Origin of the sequence: Paenibacillus macerans, assembly GCF_050565405.1 — a bacterium.
Taxonomy (GTDB): Bacteria; Bacillota; Bacilli; order Paenibacillales; family Paenibacillaceae; genus Fontibacillus; species Fontibacillus macerans_B.
The window spans coordinates 40,502-57,993 of record NZ_JBNYYG010000035.1 but is presented as its reverse complement, the minus strand read 5'-3'; the positions used below and the strand labels follow the sequence as shown (position 1 = coordinate 57,993).

Sequence of the window (17,492 nt, the reverse complement as noted above, 5' to 3'; positions counted from 1 at the left end):
ATGGCATCGAAATTGAAGTGATGGACTTGCTGGACCCAGCCTCGATCGATGCCTTTGCAGAAAAGTTCCTTCGCGCAGCCGGCGGACGAGACGCCGGTGCGCGTCTACCTCACGCGCACCGGCGCCGTCGAGACCGTGCCGCTCGAGCAATACGTGACCGGCGTGCTGGCCGCCGAAATGCCGGCGGACTTTGAGCTTGCGGCGCTCAAAGCGCAGGCCATTGCGGCGCGCACCTTCATCGTCCGGCGGTTGGCGGCCGGCGATACGAGCGGGATCGCGGGGAATAAGGCCGACGTGAACGACACCGTCGAACATCAAGCCTATCTATCCCGCGCCGTATTGGCAGATTGGCCGAAGCAGGGGAAGTCCGAGCAGCTCGCCAAGCTGCGGCAGGCGGTCCGGCAGACGGAAGGCCTCGTGATGACGTTCCGGGGCCAGCCGATTACCGCCTCCTTTTTCTCCTCCAGCGGCGGTTACACGGAGAACTCCGAGGAATACTGGTCGCTCAAGATACCGTATCTTCGCAGCGTTCCCAGTCCTTGGGACGCGGCCATCAACCCGAAAAACCGCGAGACGCTCGAAATGCCGTTGACGCAGCTGTACGGCAAGCTGGGGCAAGCGGTACCGGAGAGCGTGCAGGCTGCGATGGCGGCGATCGGCCGGGGGGACGCCAAGGCCTCAGCCAAACTGAGCCCGGCCAAGCTGTTCAAGACCCTTTCGTGGACCAGCGGCCGCCGGGTCAAAGAGATTCGCATCGGCGACCGAGTTTACACCGGCCGCGAGGTCAGGGAGAAGCTCGACCTGCGATCCAGCCAGTTTACGCTGGCCGTGGACGGCGATACCGTGAAGATCACGACCTACGGGTACGGGCACGGAGTCGGCATGAGCCAGTGGGGCGCGAACGGCATGGCCAAGCAGGGATTTACCGCCACGCAAATTCTCAAACACTACTATACGGGGATCGCTTTTCAGCAGGCCTCTCATTTTTTAGAAAAAAATTAATATAAACGAAGTATAAAAGAATCCGCCCCGGTAACAATGGTTACTGAGGTGATGAGCAAATGAATGAAAACCAGAAAAAACAACCCCACGAGGAATCTCCTAAAATTGGATTGGGAGAGCCGGTAAAACCGGTATCCGCGTGGAAGAGACTATTGTCGAAGAGATGGGTTTACCCGGCAGCATATGTGGCGGCAGCGGCAATTATACTAACCTTAGTGTGGGTCTACCAGGATGCGAGCAACAAGCCGATGGACTCGACCCCCGCCAGCGTAACCGACACCGTAAACCTGTCCGGCGAAGAGGAAGCCACACAGGAAGATACCAAAGGGGGAGAAGCGACCGAAGTGATCGCATCCTCCGAGGATCTCGTTTGGCCGGTGGCGAATGCCGCCGAGGTTGCCGTCGTGAAGCCTTTCTATGAGAAGGAAGGTACGGCCGAGCAACATCAGGCCGCCCTGGTGCAGTATAACGATACGTTTACGCCGAATACCGGGATCGACCTGGCGCGGGAAGACCGCAAGCCGTTTGACGTAACCGCCGCCATGAGCGGGAAAGTCACCCGCGTCGAAGAAGTTCCGCTTCTGGGGTATGTCGTGGAAATTACCCATGCCAACAACCTGAAGACGGTGTATGAAAGCTTGGCGGAAGTTAAAGTGAAGAAGGACGCCGAGGTGAAACAAGGCGATGTCATCGGCAGCGCCGGACGCAATGAGATTGAAAAAGATCTCGACAACCACGTTCACTTCGCGATTTACGAAAACGGCGAACTGGTCAATCCGGAAACCGTGCTTCCGAAAAACTGATCCAACCAACCCATCGACTTATGAGACGGTACACCGGTCTATCCCGGTAAATCCGGTCGCAAACGGAGAGCGAATGCTCTCCGTTTTTTTTGTTCGCGCGGAGCAATACCCCGGTGCGACCTGGAATAGGGGAATAAAAGGGCCTTATTTGGGCTCCGCAACACTAGCGTTTCATTAATGTTTGACCGTTAAGCCGGCAACCTTTGGCGTTAGGTTAACACTCGCTGTCCGGAAGCTTTGCACAATTATCCCGTTTGATCAGGTAACAGAGAAACCGACAAGCCTCGGGGAAAGGAAAGAAAATATGGGGTGAAGAAAATAGATCGGTTCGAAATCATGAGACGGGCCTTAGGCCAAAGAAGCAGGCGGGGGTCCGTATGACGATGCAGTCGTTTCTGCTGACGGAAGGGTTTAGACTGCAGCAAAATCACAGCATTTTCGTTTCCACCGCTTCCTGTCATGGATCTGCTCTCCGGTCTGCTTCATTTCTCCTAACCCCCGACCTTTACTCCCTTAACGAAAGGGATAATCGTGCAAAGCAGCATGCAGAGACAACAAGACTCGAACCCTATTGACCGCCACGCCTTGGACTGCCTTTATGCACATCGGGTATCTTGTTAGGTTTAATGCAATGCCTATGCATTTTATGGCCTTATTTCTGCTGGATAGGTTACTGATCGGATTTTTTCAGCCCTTTTGCGAAAAATAAGACCATTTTTTACCCCTATTTATCCGGTTATGGCATTTTACGAGAAAATAAGGCCCTTTTGTTCCCTTATTACCTGCCGGGCGCTTCTGGCTTATGCTTTTCCCACCGAATCCCCTTTAACCAACGTTACATATACCCGTTCATGCTCGACCGGTTCACCGGCGAGCACCTTCAGCAACTGCTCGGAGGCCAGCGCCCCCCATTTGCGTTTGGAGTAATCGATCGTCGCCAGTCTCGGGACCATATATTCGGTTAATTCGATATTGTCGAAGCCGATCAGGTGAATATGCTCGCCGATCGCGTAATCGGTGGCCTTCACCGCATTATAGAGTCCCACCGCCATCTCATCGTTCAGGCAAAATACCGCCACGGGAGACGTATACTCGCCCATGATCCGTTCGGCGGCTTGTTCCCCGGTTGCTTTGTTGAAATCGCCCACGATTTCGGTCAGCTCGACTCCGTCGAACCGGGCTACCGTCTGCCTTACCGCCTTCAGCCGCTGCTTGGAGTCGTACGAGTCCTTCGGTCCGGTCACGACGTACAGCTTGCGGTGCCCCTGCTCAATCAGGTGCTCGATCGCCAGGGTCGCCCCCGCCTTGTTGTCCAGCAGCACCTGATTCACGTTCGGGTGTCCCAGCTCCCGGTCGAGCACTACGATTTTGTGCCCGAGATTCGCATATTTAAGCAGCTCCTGGCTGGAGAACGTCGCGTCCAAAATAATCGCCCCGTCGACCATGCGTTCCGGAAGCAGCCGGTGGGATTGCTTGCCGCTGCAAACGACCATGTCATAGCCTTTTTGATTGAGCACTTCCTTGACGCCCTGCAGCAAATCCCCGTAAAACGCCCCGCTAAAATCGGTCAGGTACAAACCGATGATTTTCGACTCCCGGGTTTTTAAGGAGCGAGCGGCGGCATTCGGCACGTAATTGAGCTGCTCGGCGATAGCCAATATTCTCGCGCTCGTCTCGTCCGTTACTTTCGGGCTCCCGTTCAACGCGTAGGATACGGTCGAGATGGAGACCCCGGCTTGTTTGGCGATGTCCTTTATGCTAACCACAAAGCTTCTCTCCTTAATTATAGGTAGTTCAAAAAGTCATCTTTTGATCACGAAGCAACTCAAGAGGCGGATTCGACTTCGAATCTTGAATTCACCCGGGAATTCCGTTGCTCACGTAGGTCCGCCTACGCTCCGCTACTCATTCCCTAGCTTCATCCAACCTTCTCGGTGCTAAACACCTCACTTTTTGAACCTTCATCTTACCGGTAGTTCAAAAAGTCATCTTTTACAACCTTACATAAAGATTTCAACGACGTTATGTTCATTCGACCCCGCCGCCTCAAAATCCTGCCGGCCGACCCGAACGCCCCCGCTCCGGTAAAAGCCGGATTTCTCCCGAACCGGCACGTCCCGGCCGTTGATCCGCACTCGGCGGCCCTGGCCATCCATATGGTAAACGAAGGTGGCCGGCACGCCCATCCAGGCAAAATCGAACTGCAGGCCGTCCAAATGCGGCGGCAGCACCGGATCGATCACCAAATCCTCCCCGTGGCTGCGGATCCCGAGACAGTTGGAGATCAGCTGATTCATGTAAATTCCCGGACCGCTGGAATAGATCCGCCAGCCGCCCTTTACCGGAACCGTGCCGCTCCGCAGCTCGCCAAACCGCTCATCCGCTTCGTAGCGGGTGGCGAACTTGCCGTCCGAGCTGCTGAAGTAGGCATTGCTTTGGCGCAGCTCGGCGTTCGGGACGACGTCCTTCAAGCCCACCGGGTTAATCATGTGCAGCCCTTTCCAGGCTTCGTCGGCTTTGCCCAGCTTGGCCATCGCTTCGATGAAACGGATGTGGGCATGCACGTATTGCAGCCCGATCTCCCGGCCGAAGTTGGCGGCCTGCTCCGCCCGTTTGAAATGCGTGCTGACGCCGCCCTCGTATTTCGCCGGCCGGTCCATCAGCCGCACGCCGTCCTGGTAATACAGCTTATCCTTAATCACCGCGAAATGCGCTTCGGCCTGCTCGGCGTCCAGCAATTCCGCGATCATGCTGCGCGTCATCGGCAGCAGGCGATAGTTGATCCCCGTTTTCGTATCCGTCGGATGCAGCATCAGCTCGGCTTCGCCCGGCTGTTCCATGTAGACGAACCCCGGAATGACCCCGGTCGGCAGCATGTAGCGGTTAAAGTCCCGCTTGATGCCCTCGGCCAGCTCCGTCAGTTCATCCGCCCAGACCCGCTCCGCAGCCGGCAGCGCCTCCGCCAGTTGGCGGAATGTTTGGTACGTCAACGCCACCGTCCAGCTGCTGATCATGTACCGCTTCAATTGGGCGTTGGCCGGCTGCAGCGTGTCGTCCCAATCCCCGTCTCCGTACGAGGACAAAAACGTGTCATGCAGGAAATGCCCGCGGATATAATCGATTTCCTTTTTCGCGTGCTCGCGGATCGTCGCTGCCGTGTCCGTAAATTCGAAGCTGCCTGTCAACGTGTACGGTACTTTTTCCTCCAGCACGCCGTAATCTCCGGTCGCGGCCAAATAATCGCCAAGCACCTTCAGCGGCCATACGATGACATCGCCATGGCTCTCTTCCTGCTGGATCCGGGTGTAGCGGTCGAACATGAACCATTGCGGCCAGTTTCCGTCCCGCTCGTATTGATGCGCGTAAACGGTCTTCAGAATGTCGCGGACCACCCCGTATTTTTGCGTCGCCATAAAATATTCCGCCGGTCCCTGACAGACGTCGCGCGTCCCCCAAGCCGCCCCGCCGTATTGCTCCAGCCCGTGGGGCACGGAGAAATGCACCAGCATGTTGTGCGTATACCACCAGGCCAGCGCGTTCAGCTTGTCGAGCTCCTCCGCAGCGCCCGCCTGCTGCGATAACCGGAAGCCGTTCATCAGTCCAGCCAAAAAGGCACGGTAACGGCCGATTTCCTCGTTTTCGTTCCTTGCCGCGATCGGCGGTTCGCCGCCCTGAAGCAGTCCTTGCACCGTCAAGCTCCAATCGGAGCTTGGCCCGGTTTCCAGCACGACGAGCGACGAACCTCCCGGTTCCGCGCCTTCGACCAGCTTGCGCTCATCAAACACATGGAAATCCGCTCCGGCCACGTGCATCCGGTAGGCCAAGTCGGGATATACCGACGCGGACAACGCCTCCCCGTCAGCCCGGAACGTCAGCGTTCCCCCCGATTGTTCCATTCGATACGGCAGCACGTACTCGTTGTCGTTCATGACGATTTGGTTCGTCGCCAGATACCGGTAAGCCCGCCCCGCGGCGGACTGGACCCGCAGCACCAATTCCGGCGCATCCGCCGCCGTGTAATTCGTGACGACGATCGTATCGTCCGCCGTTTTGTACGTCCAGCGCGCATAATTGAAACCCATCTCGAACATCGACGGCATCGTTAACAGCCGATAAACTCCGTCCAGCTCTACGTAAATCCGCTGCCCGGCGGCTTTGGACACGTTAAGCGCGTTGCGCATGTTGGAGATCAGCTTGTGGAACGACGTATTGCCGACGACGATCTGCGAGTTAAACACGCCGTACATGTAAGACGTGGTCGTCAGTACTTCCCCGTTGACGCGGTCGTTCCCGCCGGACATCAGAATGATGCCGTGCGGGCGCTCCACCCTCAGCTCTTTTTCCTTCAGCACGATATGTTCATGCGTCTCCGTGAAAAAAGACAGCAGCTTCCCGTCCTCGCGCTCCTCATGATGACGGCGCGGAAACCGCGCTTCGATCTCGGCCTCGCTCATCGAAACGGTGCGCAGCGGCTCGCCCCATACTGGGGACGGCGATGCCGGAGCAGCTACGGAAAGATCCGTGGCACCCGCGGCGTCCCCCGCTTCCGTCTCGCGCCAAGCCTCTTCCACCTCGGCTTCGAATTCCAGCGCCTCCACCGCTGCGGGATGATCGTCCCGCACCAGGCCGTAGAACACGAACCTCGCCGCTCCCGACAAGCTTTGCCGCGGCGTTTGCAGGGCCGTATACGCGAACTCGTATTGATAGACCTCATTCGCCAGATCCGCCCGCTCAAGCGCTTCGGGCCGGTTGGTTTCCTTGTAGCTCAAGCCGAAAAACTGATAACCGTCCGTCGAATAACCGGCCGCTCCGGTAAGCGCCCCCTGCTGCATATAGGGAAACTTGCCGCGCTGCGGCTGGTTTTGCCGCGAGCACACGACCGTCCCGCGCCGTTCATGCCGAAACACCGCATGATCGATATATTGGGACAAATACGCCTCGTTGCTGCGAACCGCGCCGGGATCGGCGAGACCTACGTCCTGCCCGTAAATGACGTCGATTTCGCAAACGGGTTCCCCTTCGAGACGGACGTCCCAGAACCAAATGCCCCGTCGGTTCAACGTTATTCTCACCCGATAATCGATGCCGCCCGCCGTTCCTTCCCAGACGGCCGAAGCAGCTCCGGCTTTCAACCGGCTGTTCGAGCGCACGCCCAATAGCGGGAACGCCTGGATGCCTTCCGGGCGATGCAACCGCATATAAAGATTATTGAGGGAGCCCTCCACCGGACCGGATAACAGCTGGTTGACCATGATATCCCCGTCTTTCATCGCAAAAACGTCGCCGCTGTTCCATAAAGCAAACGTCAAGTCTCCCGCTTGCAGGGTCATTTTTGCCTTTGTTTCTGCCACAGTACCCACTCCTCTGATGTGAATTCTATAAGAAAAACGTCTATCGACGTACATACAAAGTAGACAGACCGCGTTTAGAGGTAGTTTTTCTTGCGATATCAGGAAGCCAAAGCTTCGAAATTTATACTTTCTGATATCTTAAACGAAGGCTGAACCGGAGCTCAGCCGTATCTCTGCTGTTCGGTCCGACGTAAGCCGCGAATGCGCCGGGATCGCTGGCAAAGGTCAGGTCGGCATGGTGATAGCGCAGCTGCGGTTCCGTCAATTCAAACGCGACTTCCCGGCTTTCTCCCGGCTGGAGCCGAATTTTCCGGAAATCCTTAAGCTCCTTCAGCGGACGCACCACGTCCCCGGCCAGATCGCGCACATACAGCTGCACCGTTTCCTCCGCAGCCGCGGTCCCGGTATTGGCGACTCGGACCGTGATTCGCAGCGGCTCGGCAAGCGTCATTTCCGGAGAAGACAGCATCGGCTCATCGTAAGCAAAGGTGGTATAGCTTAACCCGAAGCCGAACGGAAGCAGCGGTTCGTTGGGCATATCCAGATACTGCGACACGTAACGGACCTGGGCATCTGGCGCATCCTTCGGTCGCCCCGTATTGAAGTTGTTGTAGTAGACCGGGATTTGCCCGACCGAATAGGGAAAAGACATCGTCAGCCGGCCCGATGGCGTAACATCGCCGTACAGCAGGTCGGCAATCGCGTTGCCCCCCTCGCTGCCGGGGAACCAAGCCTCCAGCACGGCACCCGTTCTGTCGATTACGCCGTGCAAATCCAGCGGGCGGCCGTTAAACAGCACGGCGGCCATCGGCTTGCCCAGCCCGGCGAGCCGGTCGACGAGCGCAAGTTGCGCCTGCGGCAGCCGAATATCCCCCCGGCTGCCCGCCTCGCCGCTCATCTCCGAGCTTTCGCCAAGCGCCAGCACGATCACGTCGGCCCCCGACGCCGCGCGAACCGCCTCCTCCAGCTGCTGCTCCGTTCCGTCGTCGATGCCGCAGCCTTCGGCCACCGCGATCCGCCCGCCGCCCGCCTTGGCGGCAAGGCCGTCGCAAAGCTGCACCGCGCTCTCCCGTGAGCCCTGCCAGGACCACGGTCCGAGGATGTCGCCGCTTTGGGCGAAGGGCCCGATCAACGCGATGTTTTGTTCTCGCCGCAGCGGCAGCACCCCTTCGTTCTTCAGCAGAACGCAGGACTTGGCCGCGAGCTCGCGGGAAACCGCACGGTGCTCGTCGCAGAATACCAGCTCCGCCTCCCGCGCCGGGTCGGTTCCGCGCAGCGGATTGTCGAACAGCCCCAGCTTATCCTTCAGCTGCAAAATCCGCAGCACGGCTTCGTCGATCCGGCTTTCCCCGATAGCGCCGCTCTCGACCAGCTCCGCCAGATGCTTCATATAACAGGTCGTCATCATCTCGATGTCGATGCCCGCTTCGATGGACCGGTACGCCGCCTCCTTCTCGTCGGCGGCGACGCCGTGCGGAATCAGCTCCTTGACGGCGCCCCAATCCGAAATGATCACGCCTCGAAAACCCCACTCCTCGCGAAGTAGCTGGCGAAGCAACCGCTTATTGCCGGTGGAAGGGATTCCGTCCACGGTATTAAAGGAAGCCATCACCATCTCGCAGCCCTCGTCCAGCGCCGCTTTGTAAGCCGGCAAATAGGATTCGCGCAGCTGCCGCTCCGACAGATCGACCGTATTGTAATCCCTCCCCCCCTCCGCTGCTCCGTATGCGGCGAAGTGCTTGACGCACGCGGCGACCCGGCTCGCATCGTTCCGCAAATCCGTCCCCTGGAAGCCGCGTACGAACGCCCGCGCGAACTCGCCGTTCAAATAGGGATCCTCCCCTGTCGATTCCATGACCCTGCCCCAGCGAGGGTCACGCACGAGGTCGGCCATCGGCGCGAAGGTGACGTGAACGCCCGATACGGCCGCTTCCCTGGCGGCGATTTCCGCGCTCAGCTCCGCCAGCTTCAAATCCCAGGAGCAGCCGATCGCCAGCGGCACCGGGAAAATCGTCTTAAAACCATGAACGATATCGGCCATGACCAACAGAGGAATCCCCAAGCGGTTTTTGCGCAAATGCGCCTCCTGAATGGCTATTGCCTCCCGGGCTCCCGACAAACCAAGCACCGAGCCGGCATTGCGTACCGTTTCTTCCGAAACGCCAAGCTCCTCCATCGGGCCGGTAATTTCGCCTTCCGATGAAGCCCCCTCAAAAAAAGGCACGGCCAATTGCAATAGCTGGTCGATTTTCTCCTGAAGCGTCATTTGTTTCAGATAGTTCTCAATCGGCTGCGACTTCATGTACGTTCCCACCCTCGAATTGATATATGAAAAATACCGTTTGGCCCTCGTCTCTTAATCACGGGCCGCCGTTGGCGGCGGTATGCCTCCATACTAGAATCGTTCTATAAGCTTCCCGTCGAAACGTTTCAATTATCGAATAAGTGGATTATATATCGAATCCGATTTTCCGTCAATTTCAATTGAATACGATTACACACTTTGTCGAAACGTTTCAATAAAGTCGAATAAACAAAATAATTTATTTTATCCTCGACCAAAAAAAGCTATTGAATACGATTACATTCTGTTTTATAATAAATCGAAACGTTTCAACAATTGCTGCTTGTCTCCAGGAATAACGTGATTCTCTCGCAATCGAAACGTTTGTATTGCAAAGGGCCTAAATAGGGCAGCTACAGATTCAGTTTGCTTCAAGGGGAGTTTATTCACTCATGCGGCAAGGAGGTGCTTATCCGTCAAGATAGGCTCGCAGGACGTTTCTTGCATAATTTCACTATCAAAAGCCTCATATTATTTACAGCAATAATTTGAGAAAGGACGATTCTTATGTGGAAAAAAACGACAACTACCCTCCTGGCAAGCTCACTTCTCCTGGCGGGAATTTTAACGGGCTGCGGCGGCAACGGCAATAACGCGGCTAACGGAGGAACCAACGGTGCAGGCGGCGACAACGGCGGCAAACAGGTGGAAATCAGCGTATGGGCGATGGGCGACGAAGCCAAATCGCTGCCGCAAATCGCCGACGATTTCATGAAGGAGAATCCGGACATCAAGGTTGACGTTCAAGCGCTGCCGTGGGCTAACGCGCATGACAAGCTGCTGACGGCGGTCGCTTCGAAGAAAGGTCCGGACGTCATCCAAATGGGGACGACCTGGATTCCGGAGTTCGCCAACGCCGGAGCGCTGCTTGATTTGACTCCCGTGGTGGACCAATATCCCGAGTTTAAAGAAGATCAGTTCTATGAAGGTGCCGTGAATACGACGAAATATGACGGTAAAATCGTAGGCGTTCCATGGTATACCGAAACTCGCGTCCTGTTCTACCGTACCGACCTGTTGAAAGAGATTGGCTATGAGCAGGCGCCGAAAACCTGGGACGAGCTGCGCGACGCCGCCAAAAAGCTGGCCGATCGCGGCCAAGGCAAATACGGGATCAGCATCGACATGAACGAACAGTCGCTGGCCTTCATGTTTGCCCGCCAGAACGGATCCAAACTGCTGGACGACCAAAACAAACCGCTGTTCAACCAGCCGGAATTCGTCGAGGCCGTCGATTACCTGAACGGTTTCTTCAAAGACGGTTCGGCTCCGGTCGATCTCGGGCTTGACGCGGTGCAAGGCCTCGGCGGCGAGGGCGTCGTACCGATGTTTATCAGCGGCCCTTGGATGATCAACACGATCAAGACGCAAGCCCCTGACCTGGAAGGCAAATGGGCGGTAGCTCCGTTGCCGGCGAAGGAAAACAACGTTTCCGCGCTCGGCGGCTCCGATTTGTCGGTATTCCAATACACCAAGCACCAGGACGAGGCGTTGAAATTCATCCAATACATGAGCAAACCGGAAACGCAAATCAAGTGGATGCAGCTGACCAAATCGCTGCCGACCAACATTAAAGCCTGGGAAGACCCTTCCCTGAAAGATGATCCAAACTATCAAGCGCTTCAAGAACAGCTGGAGCATTCCGAACCAATGCCGCTCTTGACCACCTGGGAACAAATCGCCCAAACCTACTTGAAGAGCTTTGAACGGATTGTCCGCGGCGGTGCGGATGTCCAAACCGAAATGGACGCCTTCAATGCCGAAGCGGGGAAAATCCTTAGCAAATAAAGCATCAGGTACTACCGCCAAAGTCCACCGGCAGCCCCGGCAGCCGGTGGATCGCGGCCCTTGTTAGGCATAGCCAAGATGCGTAAAAACAAAGGAAGTGATCCGTCTATATGAAAGGCCTATCCCAAAAAAACGCGCCTTACTTGTTTGTTGCGCCGACCTTGATTCTCTTAGCGCTGTTTTCTTTGCTTCCTATCGCCCTGGCGCTGGTGATCAGCTTTACCGATATGGATCTGGCCGGGCTTGCCGACTACTCGAACATCAGCTTTATCGGCTTCGACAACTACGTGGAAGTGCTGCAGGACCCTTCTTTTCAAAGGTCCATTTTTAACACGTTGTTTTACGTCATTATCGGCGTTCCGCTCGTGATCCTATTTTCCCTGGTCATTGCCTTATTGGTCAACTTCGGGCAAGCCCGGATTTTCAAGGCGTTCCGGGTTATTTTCTATATGCCGTCCGTCACCAACGTCGTTGCGGTTGCGGTCGTTTGGAGTTATTTGTACAACCCGTCTTTGGGCCTTCTCAATTACATTCTGAATTCGCTCGGGTTAGGTTCCGTTCCGTGGCTGCAGGATCCGGTCATGGCGAAAATCTCGCTGATTATCCTAGCCGTTTGGCGGGCCATCGGCCTGAACATGATCATCTTCATCGCCGCGATCAAAGGTATTTCCAAAACGTATTACGAGGCGGCGCAAATCGACGGAGCCAGCAGTTGGCGCCAAACCTGGTCGATCACGCTTCCCCTGCTCCGGTTCGCCATCTTCTTCGTATCGATTACGACGATGATCGGCTGGCTGCAGTTCTTCGAGGAGCCGTTCGTCATGACCAAGGGCGGTCCGCTCGACGGTACGTTATCCGTGGCCTTGTTCATTTACAATAACGGTTTTCAATTCAGCAAATTCGGATATGCTGCGGCAGGATCCTTTATTTTATTCTTCGCCATCATTCTCATCACGCTGGTGCAATTCAAATTCCAAAACAAAGAGGCGGATGTCTGATGTCATCTTGGGAGGTGTATTCACATGCAAACCAGAACCTCGGGCGATAAAACGCTGCAATGGCTGACCGGAATCCTTTTGGGGGTGCTGGGCCTGCTTATGCTGCTGCCCTTTGTTTGGATGGTATTGTCCTCGTTCAAACCGGAAAGCGAGGTTGCGCAAATCCCGCCTACGCTTTGGCCGCAGCAGTTTACCCTGGACAACTTCCGCGAGTTGTTTGAAAATATGCAATTCGGCATTTATTTGCGCAACACGCTGATCATCGTTCTTTTTTCCTTCCTCGGGTTGTTCCTGAACGCCCTGGCCGGTTTTGCCTTCGCCAAATACAAGTTTAAGGGCAGAGACGGATTGTTCTATTTGGTGTTGGCCACCATGATGATTCCCGGTCAGGTCACCATGATTCCGGTCTATTTGATCCTGAACGTCATGGGCCTGACCAACACGATGATCGGGATCGTGCTTCCCGGCCTCGTGGGCGCGTTTGGCATATTCCTGTTCCGCCAGTTCATGACGACGATACCCGACGAGTTGCTGGAAGCGACGCGGCTGGACGGTGCCGGCGAATTCCGCATCTTCCTGCAGATTGCGCTGCCGATTTCCAAATCAATATTGGCGGTGCAGGGAATCCTGACCTTTATCGGCGGCTGGAACAGCTTTCTGTGGCCGCTTATCATCGCCAACGACGAGAAGCTGTACACGTTGTCCGTCGGCTTGCAACTGCTCAAAGGCCAGTATGGCGGCGATTACGCTTTGCAGATGGCAGGGTCGGCGTTCATGGTCGTACCGATCATCATCATCTTCATCATTTTCCAAAAACACATCATCGAAAATTATTCGATTTCGGGGATGAAATAAAGCTTGGCTACTGCCCTTCGGCAGCGCAAATAAAAGGCTGTATCGTGGAAAGCCGCAGCCGCTTTCCTTGATACAGCCTTTTATCTATATAAATTGAACCGTCAAATGATGACGCTTAACGGATCGCGCTTGAGCGGATTCTCGAGAATCCAGCTGCGTTCGTTGTCGAACAGATAAGCCCGGTGCACCAGCACGCGCACCTCTTGGCCGGCTTTCAGGGTCTCCTTCTCCAGCGAGCGGAACGTGGTGAGCGTCTGCCCCCCTACTTCCACCTCGACGAGCCATTCGCTGCCGCGGAAATGCAGATGCTTCACCACGCCGGGCGTGGTGGCGGACAGCAGCGTAAATTCGTGTTCGGTTCCGACCTCGATATACTCCGGGCGGATCAGGGCCTTCGTATCCGGCCCGCCGCTTTCCTCCTCGAAGCCTTTGAGGCCCGCGGCCCGCTCCACCAGCGTCGATTGGCCGATAAACGAAGCGACGAACGGCGTGCTCGGCTCCTTGTAGATATCCCAAGGGGTCCCTTTTTGCTCCAGCCGCCCCTGATTGATGATCATGATCTCGTCGGCCACTTCGATCGCTTCATCCTGGTCATGGGTCACGAATATCGACGTAATGCCGACCCGCTCGATCAGCTCCCGCAGCCAGGAACGCAGCTCCTGACGAATCTTGGCATCGATGGCGGCAAACGGTTCGTCCAGGAGCAGCAGCTGCGGCTCGGGCGCCAATGCCCGGGCAAAAGCGACCCGCTGGCGTTGCCCGCCGGACAACTGATGCGGATATCGGCCCTCGAACCCGTTCAGGCCGGTCAATTCGACCAGCTCCATGACCCGCTCCCGCACCTGCGCCCTCGGCACCTTCTTCACCTGCAGGCCGAAGGCAATATTGTCAAATACGGTCATATGCTTAAAAAGGGCGTAACTTTGGAAGACGAAGCCGATGCCGCGATCTTGGGGAGCCAGATCGTTCACTCGTTTACCGTGGAAGACGATCTCTCCGGCATCCGGTTGCTCCAACCCGGCCAGCATACGGAGTATCGAGGTTTTGCCGCCGCCGCTCGGGCCAAGCAAACCGATTAACTGTCCTTTCTCGATCTCAAAGCTGACATTTTGAACGGCGTGAAAACTGCCGAAATGTTTATCCAGATTCCGTACTTCTACATGCATGCAAAACCACACATCCTTTCAAGATTCCGAAACCCAAGCTGCTGTCATACCGGTATCCTGCAAGAAAACATCGCTTCATCCATTCGATCTATTCTGATGAACTTACTTGGTTTTAATTATAAGGATAGATTATCAAACCCTGGGCTTTCCGTCAATGCGAAAATAAGCGATGGTCAAGCAATAGAAGCAAAAAAATAAAACCGTTCAACACGAGGAAACAGAAGTATCCCGTACCAAATCGGTTTTGTCAATTAATGTAATACAGTGTTGATGCTATGCTGGTGTAATTCGATAAAGTGCGAAGTTAAAACAAAAACGCCTTTATGACGTTATGCGGTAACTGCTGTGACTCAACATTTTTACGTGTGCGACAGCGGCCGGCTTGATCTCTTCAAAGGTCAGCCGATCCTGGATGTAGTAAGAGATAAATCCATGCATACCTAAAAACATACTGAGCGGAAGAGACGGATTGTTCTCCAGCGGATGCCTCTCCTCCTGCAAAAAGCTGCGGACAATGGACTCGAACATGTTGAAGCATTTGGCCTGCTCGCTGCGGCAGTACGCCAAAATTTCCTCATCCCTGAGCATAAACATAATTTCGTATTGGTGCGGATGCTCCAATCCAAATTTGATGAACTCCAGCATCAGTTGCTCCGCCTTGGTGAGCCCTTCGGCAGGCGGACGTTTGGTTACCTGCTCGCACAGAAGGGTTAGGGACTCGAAATCTTTTACCACGATGGCGTAAAATAATTCGGCCTTTTCCTTGAAGTGATAATATAGCGAGCCGTGACTGTATCCCAAATGCTGACCGATACTCCTCATGGAAATGCCGCGGTACCCTTTGGTAATGAACAAATGCCGGGCCGCTTCCATGATTCTTTCTCTCGACAACTCCTGATCAACTGCTCTTCTTGCCATAGGCATTATTCCCCTTCAATAAAGTAAACCTTGTCACCTTCCGTCACCACAGCCTGCGCTCCCGTCAGATCGGTCATCCAATCGACGAAGGCTTGCGCCTCTTGATCCAGAGGCAGACAGCGTATTGTCACCTTATCCGCGAACGCCGTATCTCCCGTACGGATGCCGCGGTTCCGCAATCCATTCTCTACCTTCCCCAGCCAGGTATAATCCAGCTCCACGAACACTTCCCGGTGAAGCACCCGGGTAATGGCTTCCCCCGCTTCGATCGCCGCTACGGCCCCGTCGGTATAAGCACGGATGAGGCCTCCAGCCCCCAGCATGATACCGCCGAAATACCGGGTTACGACAATGACCACGTTTTTGAGGCCCTGATTTTTGATCACCTCCAAAATAGGCTTGCCGGCGGTTCCGCTCGGCTCCCCGTCATCCGATTGCTTCTGGATCTCGTCCCGTTCCCCGATCATATAGGCGGAGCAGTTATGCGTGGCGTTCCAGTGCTTTTTCTTGATTTCTTCGATAAATTGGATGGCATCAGCTTCGGTTTCCACCGGTTTGACGTGTCCGATAAACCTCGATTTCTTGATGACGATTTCCTTTTCGCCGGCCTGTCGAACCGTCTTGTACATTTCCAGCATATGAACCCATCCTTATGAATGTGCCAAGAAGCAGCCCCTCCGGAACTCTCCGGCGAACTGCTCCCTGGCGCTGATGTCCTCTTAAGCGTAGTTTAAAAAGTCATATTTTGATCACGAAGCTTGAATTCAGCCGGGCCTTCCGTTGCTCACGCAGCTCCTAGCTACGCTCCGCTACTCATCCCTAGCTTCATCCAACCTTCTCGGTGCTGAAAAGTCGACTTTTTGAACTTCCATTTGAAGAAAATAACTCGATCTTACTCGGAAAGCCGGGCTTCCAGTTCGGCCTTCTCTTTCTCGTAGCCCGGTTTGCCGAGCAGCGCGAACATGTTTTTCTTGTAAGCCTCCACGCCCGGTTGGTCGAACGGATTGACGCCCAGCAGGTAACCGCTGATGCCGCAGGCTTTTTCAAAGAAATACACCAGATAACCGAAAGAGTACGGCGTCATGTCGGGCACACCCACCACCAGGTTTGGCACCTGGCCGTCCGTGTGCGCCAGCAGCGTGCCTTGGAACGCCTTCTTGTTGACGAAATCCAGCGTTTTGCCGGCCAGGAAGTTCAAGCCGTCCAGATCGGTCGGGTCGGACTCGATCGTGATGTGGCTAGGCACTTCGGTCACTTGAATGACCGTTTCGAAAATGTTCCGGTTGCCCTCCTGAATGAATTGGCCCATGGAGTGCAGGTCCGTAGAGAAATCGACCGAAGCCGGATAGATCCCTTTGTAATCCTTGCCTTCGCTTTCGCCGTACAACTGTTTCCACCATTCCGATACGTAATGGAGGGAAGGCTCGTAGTTGACGAGAATTTCCGTCACTTTGCCTTTGCGGTACAATGCGTTGCGTACGGCAGCATATTGGTAGCTGGCGTTCTCGGCCAGGTTCGGATTGCTGAATTCCTTGGCCGCGTCGGCCGCGCCGTTCATCATTTCCTCGATGTTGATGCCGGCCGTAGCGATCGGCAGCAGTCCCACCGCAGTCAGGACGGAATAACGTCCGCCTACGTCGTCCGGAATGACGAACGTTTCGTAGCCTTCCTCGTTGGACAGCTTCTTGAGCGCCCCTTTGGCCTGGTCGGTCGTCGCGTAAATGCGTTTGCGCGCCTCTTCCTTGCCGTATTTCTTCTCGAGCGCCGCCCGGAAGATGCGGAACGCGATCGCCGGCTCCGTCGTCGTCCCCGATTTGGAGATGACGTTGACGGAGAAATCCTTGCCTTCGATCAGGTCAAGCAAATGGTTCACGTAAGTCGAGCTGATGTTGTTGCCGGCGAAATAAATTTCCGGCGTCTTGCGCTTGTCCTTCGGCAGCAGATTGTAGAACGAGTGGGACAGCGATTCGATGGCCGCGCGAGCGCCCAGGTACGAACCGCCGATGCCGATGACGATCAGCACCTCGGAATCGCTTTGGATCTTGGCCGCCGCTTTCTGGATGCGGGCGAACTCTTCTTTATCGTATTCGGTCGGCAAGTTGATCCAACCCAGGAAGTCGGAACCTGCGCCGGTACCTTTATGTAGCTGCTCGTGAGCCGTGCGAATCGGCTCCGCGAAATAATCGACCTCATGCTGCCCGACGAATTGCAGGGCTTTGCTGTAGTCAAACGTCACTTTTTTGGACATTGCTGAAACTACCTCCGTC

12 protein-coding genes are annotated in these 17,492 nt (G+C 55.5%); 5 read left to right on the top strand and 7 right to left on the bottom strand.

All coding sequences use genetic code 11. The features are described from left to right. Positions 1-48: 48 nt before the first annotated feature. Together spoIID and ACQ4N8_RS18860 are read left to right on the top strand one after the other, a co-directional pair. The gene (spoIID, locus tag ACQ4N8_RS18865; protein ID WP_430705896.1) at positions 49-1,002 is read left to right on the top strand and encodes a stage II sporulation protein D; all 954 of its coding nucleotides are present in this window, start codon (positions 49-51) and stop codon (positions 1,000-1,002) included. A 59-nt stretch (positions 1,003-1,061) separates the two neighbouring features. Next, positions 1,062-1,805 (top strand): peptidoglycan DD-metalloendopeptidase family protein, encoded by a 744-nt coding sequence (locus ACQ4N8_RS18860; protein ID WP_430705895.1) that lies wholly within the window; start codon positions 1,062-1,064, stop codon positions 1,803-1,805. 800 nt (positions 1,806-2,605) lie between these two features. On the opposite strand, the gene ACQ4N8_RS18855 is transcribed toward ACQ4N8_RS18860, so the two are convergent. The 3 genes from ACQ4N8_RS18855 to ACQ4N8_RS18845 form a co-directional block, all read right to left on the bottom strand. Continuing rightward, positions 2,606-3,571, bottom strand: coding sequence for a LacI family DNA-binding transcriptional regulator (locus ACQ4N8_RS18855; protein WP_430705894.1), 966 nt, complete (start codon positions 3,569-3,571; stop codon positions 2,606-2,608). A gap of 234 nt (positions 3,572-3,805) precedes the next feature. After that, the gene (locus ACQ4N8_RS18850) at positions 3,806-7,135 is read right to left on the bottom strand and encodes a GH36-type glycosyl hydrolase domain-containing protein (protein WP_430705897.1); all 3,330 of its coding nucleotides are present in this window, start codon (positions 7,133-7,135) and stop codon (positions 3,806-3,808) included. Between the two features lie 142 nt (positions 7,136-7,277). Next, positions 7,278-9,458: a glycoside hydrolase family 3 N-terminal domain-containing protein gene (locus tag ACQ4N8_RS18845; protein ID WP_430705893.1), complete on the bottom strand. Its 2,181-nt coding sequence runs from the start codon at positions 9,456-9,458 to the stop codon at positions 7,278-7,280. Positions 9,459-10,007: 549 nt separating this feature from the next. Between ACQ4N8_RS18845 and ACQ4N8_RS18840 the strand changes: the two genes are divergently transcribed. The 3 genes from ACQ4N8_RS18840 (at position 10,008) to ACQ4N8_RS18830 (ending at position 13,141) form a co-directional block, all read left to right on the top strand. Beyond that, positions 10,008-11,288 (top strand): sugar ABC transporter substrate-binding protein, encoded by a 1,281-nt coding sequence (locus tag ACQ4N8_RS18840; RefSeq protein ID WP_430705892.1) that lies wholly within the window; start codon positions 10,008-10,010, stop codon positions 11,286-11,288. Positions 11,289-11,398: 110 nt separating this feature from the next. Then, positions 11,399-12,286: a carbohydrate ABC transporter permease gene (locus ACQ4N8_RS18835; protein ID WP_430705891.1), complete on the top strand. Its 888-nt coding sequence runs from the start codon at positions 11,399-11,401 to the stop codon at positions 12,284-12,286. A 24-nt stretch (positions 12,287-12,310) separates the two neighbouring features. After that, positions 12,311-13,141, top strand: a complete 831-nt coding sequence (locus ACQ4N8_RS18830; protein ID WP_430705890.1) for a carbohydrate ABC transporter permease — start codon at positions 12,311-12,313, stop codon at positions 13,139-13,141. 101 nt (positions 13,142-13,242) lie between these two features. Here ACQ4N8_RS18830 and ACQ4N8_RS18825 read toward each other — a convergent pair whose 3' ends face one another. The 4 genes from ACQ4N8_RS18825 to ACQ4N8_RS18810 form a co-directional block, all read right to left on the bottom strand. Further along, a complete protein-coding gene (locus tag ACQ4N8_RS18825) occupies positions 13,243-14,307 on the bottom strand; it encodes a sulfate/molybdate ABC transporter ATP-binding protein (protein ID WP_430705889.1) in 1,065 nt (354 codons plus the stop codon). A 321-nt stretch (positions 14,308-14,628) separates the two neighbouring features. Beyond that, complete coding sequence (locus ACQ4N8_RS18820; protein WP_430705888.1) at positions 14,629-15,225, bottom strand: TetR/AcrR family transcriptional regulator; 597 nt, start codon at positions 15,223-15,225, stop codon at positions 14,629-14,631. Between the two features lie 5 nt (positions 15,226-15,230). Continuing rightward, positions 15,231-15,863, bottom strand: coding sequence for a YigZ family protein (locus ACQ4N8_RS18815; RefSeq protein ID WP_430705887.1), 633 nt, complete (start codon positions 15,861-15,863; stop codon positions 15,231-15,233). Between the two features lie 254 nt (positions 15,864-16,117). Continuing rightward, a complete protein-coding gene (locus ACQ4N8_RS18810; RefSeq protein WP_430705886.1) occupies positions 16,118-17,473 on the bottom strand; it encodes a glucose-6-phosphate isomerase in 1,356 nt (451 codons plus the stop codon). Between the last annotated feature and the right edge of the window lie 19 nt (positions 17,474-17,492).

Excerpts from the sequence above, each read along its gene's own strand:
- spoIID (WP_430705896.1), top strand. The coding sequence starts at position 49 with ATGCCTTTGCAGAAAAGTTCCTTCGCGCAGCCGGCGGACGAGACGCCG.
- ACQ4N8_RS18860 (WP_430705895.1), top strand. The coding sequence starts at position 1,062 with ATGAATGAAAACCAGAAAAAACAACCCCACGAGGAATCTCCTAAAATT.
- ACQ4N8_RS18850 (WP_430705897.1), bottom strand. The coding sequence starts at position 7,135 with ATGACCCTGCAAGCGGGAGACTTGACGTTTGCTTTATGGAACAGCGGC.
- ACQ4N8_RS18845 (WP_430705893.1), bottom strand. The coding sequence starts at position 9,458 with ATGAAGTCGCAGCCGATTGAGAACTATCTGAAACAAATGACGCTTCAG.
- ACQ4N8_RS18840 (WP_430705892.1), top strand. The coding sequence starts at position 10,008 with ATGTGGAAAAAAACGACAACTACCCTCCTGGCAAGCTCACTTCTCCTG.
- ACQ4N8_RS18835 (WP_430705891.1), top strand. The coding sequence starts at position 11,399 with ATGAAAGGCCTATCCCAAAAAAACGCGCCTTACTTGTTTGTTGCGCCG.
- ACQ4N8_RS18830 (WP_430705890.1), top strand. The coding sequence starts at position 12,311 with ATGCAAACCAGAACCTCGGGCGATAAAACGCTGCAATGGCTGACCGGA.
- ACQ4N8_RS18825 (WP_430705889.1), bottom strand. The coding sequence starts at position 14,307 with ATGCATGTAGAAGTACGGAATCTGGATAAACATTTCGGCAGTTTTCAC.
- ACQ4N8_RS18820 (WP_430705888.1), bottom strand. The coding sequence starts at position 15,225 with ATGGCAAGAAGAGCAGTTGATCAGGAGTTGTCGAGAGAAAGAATCATG.
- ACQ4N8_RS18815 (WP_430705887.1), bottom strand. The coding sequence starts at position 15,863 with ATGCTGGAAATGTACAAGACGGTTCGACAGGCCGGCGAAAAGGAAATC.
- ACQ4N8_RS18810 (WP_430705886.1), bottom strand. The coding sequence starts at position 17,473 with ATGTCCAAAAAAGTGACGTTTGACTACAGCAAAGCCCTGCAATTCGTC.